This window comes from bacterium (assembly GCA_019695335.1).
Lineage (GTDB): Bacteria > CLD3 > CLD3 > SB21 > SB21 > JABWBZ01.
Window position 1 is genome coordinate 1 of the sequence record JAIBAF010000120.1, and the last position, 4,710, is coordinate 4,710.

The 4,710-nt window shown below is 48.1% G+C and carries 5 protein-coding genes; 3 read left to right on the top strand and 2 right to left on the bottom strand.

All coding sequences use genetic code 11. The features are described from left to right. Positions 1-1,118: peptide chain release factor 3 (locus tag K1X84_16695; GenBank protein ID MBX7153268.1), on the bottom strand; the 1,118-nt coding region annotated here is incomplete at its 3' end. A gap of 256 nt (positions 1,119-1,374) precedes the next feature. On the opposite strand from K1X84_16695, the gene K1X84_16700 reads away from it, so the two are divergent. From K1X84_16700 to K1X84_16710, 3 genes are all read left to right on the top strand, one after another. After that, on the top strand, positions 1,375-1,851 hold the full coding sequence (locus tag K1X84_16700) for a DUF2911 domain-containing protein (GenBank protein MBX7153269.1): 477 nt from the start codon (positions 1,375-1,377) through the stop codon (positions 1,849-1,851). A 4-nt stretch (positions 1,852-1,855) separates the two neighbouring features. Beyond that, a complete protein-coding gene (locus tag K1X84_16705; protein MBX7153270.1) occupies positions 1,856-2,761 on the top strand; it encodes an alpha/beta hydrolase in 906 nt (301 codons plus the stop codon). 69 nt (positions 2,762-2,830) lie between these two features. After that, positions 2,831-3,907: a DUF2911 domain-containing protein gene (locus K1X84_16710; protein ID MBX7153271.1), complete on the top strand. Its 1,077-nt coding sequence runs from the start codon at positions 2,831-2,833 to the stop codon at positions 3,905-3,907. Positions 3,908-3,949: 42 nt separating this feature from the next. On the opposite strand, the gene K1X84_16715 is transcribed toward K1X84_16710, so the two are convergent. Further along, positions 3,950-4,710, bottom strand: a 761-nt coding sequence (locus tag K1X84_16715; GenBank protein MBX7153272.1) for a sodium:solute symporter, incomplete at its 5' end; no start/stop codon positions are given.

Here is a 4,710-nt window from a genome sequence, read left to right on the forward strand (position 1 = left end):
CGGAAAAGCCCGGGATTGATCAATCCGACCACGTCGCCCGGATACGCTTCATCCAAAATCGTGCGGTCGCGTCCGAAAATCTGGAAAGGATAATTGAGTTTCACTTCTTTATCGGTGCGGAAATGTTTGACCATCATCCCGCGCTCGAAACGGCCGGACACGATACGGACAAACGACAACCGGTCGCGATGCGCTTTGTTCATATTCGCCTGAACTTTATAAACGAAGCAGGAAAATTTTTCGGTCGTCGGCTGAATTTCTCCGGCGGACGTATTCAGAGGCTGCGGTTGCGGCGCGAGTTTGCAAACGTACTGCAGAAAATTCTCCACGCCGAAGTTGGTCAACGCGCTGCCGAAAAATACCGGCGTGATTTTTTCTTTCAAAAATGCATCCATATCGAATTGCGGCAACGCGCTTTCGATCAGTTCAAGATCCTCGACGAGTTTCGCATGCGCTTGTTCGCCGAGCGACGATTTCACATTTGCGTCATGAATATCGACCATCGTTACGGGCGCTTTGTACATACCGCCGACCGTACGTTCGAAAAAATGAAAATGTTTTTCCGCACGCTCGTAGATGCCGCGGAACTGTTGTCCGTCGCCCACCGGCCAACTCATCGGCACCGCCACGATCCCGAGAACGGATTCGACGTTGTCGAGCAATTCAAACGGGCTCAGCGCCGGCCGATCGAGTTTATTAATGAATGTAATGATCGGAATTCCGCGATCGCGGCAGACTTTGAATAGTTTGATCGTTTGCGGTTCGACGCCTTTGGCCGCATCGAGTAACATGATCGCACAATCGACGGCCATGAGTGTACGGTAGGTGTCTTCACTGAAATCCTGGTGACCGGGCGTATCCAAAATATTCAACAGCACGTCGCCGTATTCCACGCGCATCGCGCTCGAGGAAACGGAAATCCCGCGTTCCTGCTCGATCTCCATCCAGTCGGAGGTCGTCGTGGCGCGTTTACCGCCGGTGACATTGCCTGCACGCTGGATCGCGCCGGAATATAATAACAGCTTTTCCGTCATCGTGGTTTTCCCCGCGTCAGGATGCGAGATGATCGCCAGCGTGCGCCGCCGGGAAATTTCCTTATTCAGATCGCCATTCGACATTGAAATTTTTTCCTGTCTTTAAAATGCCCTTGTTGTGTGATAGCGTTTTTCCGTCATGATCGTATATTAACGCGCGCGGAATATATTATAAAAGGCCGCCATTGTCACGAAAAATTTTGCAACTCTTTTAATTCGTTAGCGTATCACAGGACGCAATTCTTCACCCTAATCACTTCAAAAAAAATTCAAGGAGACTGTCATGATATCCCGTTCATTTCTTTTGGCTATTGCGTGCGTTGCGCTGACGATCGTCGAAATGGTCCCCCAGGACAAAGGATCGCGCCCAAGTCCGGCGGCGACCGCCTCTTTAACGCTGAACGGCAATGACATCGTGGTTAACTATTCCAGCCCTTCCGTCAAAGGCCGCGAAATATGGGGCAAATTAGTCCCCTACAACGAAGTCTGGCGTACGGGCGCGAATGAAAATACGACGATCTCATTTTCCAAACCCGTGAAGATCGAAGGCCAGTCGCTGGCCGCCGGAACCTACGGCGTACATACCATTCCGACTTCCGGTGAATGGACCGTGATTTTCAGCAAAGATTATAAAGCATGGGGCAGCTACAGTTACAAACAAGAGAACGATGCGTTGCGCGTTAAAGTCAAACCGCAGTCAAACGATTTTCAGGAACGCCTTGCTTTCGCCATTCAGAAACAAAACGACAACAGCGCCAATGTCGTTCTGACGTGGGAAAAATTGAAGCTCGCGTTTAAAGTTGATAATACCAATTAACAGTATGTACAAACGTTTCTTTTTATTAGTATGGTTTGCATGGATAGCTTCTGGAGTTGTCTTAGCTCAAACGTCCACATCTGATGTGTCTATGTGGGCGGCCGAGATCGGCGGGCGGTATTATGTTGTACCGAACGTCACGTATCTGGTTGCCGATAATATTGAAATCAAGCTTGACGTTTACGTACCTCGCCATGCGGATGCCGCTAATCCTGTTCCAACGGTTATATACATTCATGGCGGAGGTTGGATGGGTGGTGATAAAAACGTATCCGTGTTGCATTTTCTGCCGTATTTGGAAATGGGCTGGGCGGCCGTTAATGTTAATTACCGTGCCGGACCTTCTACAGCTCCGAAAGCCGTAGCCGATTGCCGTTGCGCACTTCGATGGGTTATCCGTAACGCTAAAAAATATAATTTTGATGTCAACAAACTGGTCGTTACCGGTGAATCGGCCGGTTCACATTTATCACTGACAACAGGCATCTTGCCCGCTACAACCGGACTTGATGAGCTATGTTCCGGCACGGAAGAATTGAAAGTTGCGGCCATCATTAATTGGTATGGCATTACGGATGTCGTAGATGTCTCTGAAGGCAAAAATCAGCAATCCTTTGCGGTGGAGTGGTTGAGTAACCTGCCTGACCCTAAAGCAACTGCGCGTCTGGTCTCGCCAATTCAGTATGTACGGCCGGGATTACCCCCAATCCTGACCATTCACGGCGATTCTGATTGGATTGCGCCGTATGATCAAGCGGTCCGTTTACACAAAGCGCTCGACAGCTGCAAAGTCCCCAATCAATTACTGACTATTCCGGGCGGTTTCCACGGAGGATTTACACGTGAAGAACGCATCAAAATTTACGCAACTATTCGAAAGTTTTTGCAATCGCACGTAATTTCTAAATAATACTGATCAGTAAATAGTATAACGCCGCATGAAGAAAAAATTAAATCACTTACCATCAAAGGAGGATCTATGAAAAAACTATTCACAATGGCTTTGATGTTGAGCTTGTTGGCGTACGCCGCCAGCGCTCAGCAACTCATCACTCTGCCGGAGGCCAGCCCCCGCGCTGAGATGATGCAGACAATCGGTCTGACGACAATAACGATTAACTACGGCAGCCCTGCCGTTAACGGACGCAAAGTATGGGGCGACCTCGTGCCTTACGGACTGGCTCCATCCGGCGGTTTTGGTTCAGGCAATCCTATGCCATGGCGCGCGGGTGCAAATGTCAATACAACGATTACTTTTAATCACGATGTGACCGTACAGGGAAAACCTCTCGCCGCCGGTACGTATGGCGTTCACATGATTCCTACCGAAAAAGACTGGACCATCATATTCAGTAAAAATCACGAATCATGGGGAAGTTTCTGGTACAATGAAGCTGAAGACGCTCTGCGCGTGACAACCACGCCTGTCAAAATGAACGATCACCAGGAAAGATTATGCTACGGTTTTGATGAAATGACCTATAGTTCAACCATCGCTTATCTGCGTTGGGAAAAATTAAAAGTTCCTTTCAAAATCGAAACGAACACGCCTCAAATTATTTTGGCTAACCTTCGGAATGAATTGCGTAACACTACGGGATTCACATGGCAGGGCTGGAACCAAGCCGCCGGATTCTGTGTACAATACAATATTAATCTTGAAGAAGGGCTCACCTGGGCTGAAAAGGCCATAGCATTCGGCGGCGGCGGAAATGCTCAATTAATGAAAGCCCGCGTGCTGGCGCAAATGGGCAAAACCAAAGAAGCGGACGATCTGATCAAAGCGACATTGGAAACCGCAACGGAAGCAGAAATTAACAACTACGGTTATCAGTTACTCGGCCAGAAAAAAACCAAAGAAGCCGTCGAAGTATTCAAAGTCAACGTACGCCGCTTTCCGAAATCATGGAATGCCTACGATAGTTTAGCGGACGGCTACGATCAATCCGGCGACAAGAAACTTGCTGTTGAAAACTATAAAAAAGCAATGCAGATGACGACGGATGAAAATCAGAAAAAACGTATCGACGGAATTTTGAAGAAATTGCAGATGTAAGCAGGGATATAAATAGCACACGGATGATGCGGTTAAGCTGTATTATCCGTGTGTTGTATTTTTAGGAATGAATAAATTAAACATCAGCGCCAGTCCCATCGTCAGTAAACATCCGATCACATTGTACCACAAAAATGAAATTTCAGTAAACATAAAACAGCACACGACCGCTATCTCTCCGAGAATCGCCGCATAAAAAGCCGCCGTCCCCCGCACGAATTTACAATAAAACGCCAATAAGAAAATTCCCAGAATCGTTCCGTAAAATAACGACCCGAGAATATTTACCGCTTCGATCAGCGAGCCGAGACGATTGGCATATTCCGCAAAAATGATCGCAAAGATTCCCCACATCACCGTCGCTAATTTACTGACGACGACGTATTGTTTTTCACTCGCGTTTTTATTGACCATCCGTTTGTATACATCCACCACGGTTGTGGACGCGAGCGAATTCAATTCGGCGGACGTCGACGACATCGATGCGGCAAAGATGGCCGCGATCACCAATCCGACCAGCCCGACCGGCAAATAATGAATCACGAAATTCAGAAAAATATAATTGGTGTCGTTGGTATTAGCCGCCGGATCGTTGCGGATCATCAGGTCGGTCGCCTGTTTTCTTAAAGCATTCTGCTGTTCCTGAGAAAGATCCAATTGTTTTTCAATGGCGACCGCTGACGCATGATCGCCGGTCTTCAGCGCCCCGACTAATTCGCGGATGGTCTGTTCTTTTTCTTTGAACAATGTTTCATTTTGCGATTCGAGCGCGCGATAGGCGTCGGCGTACGCACCGGTTTTGA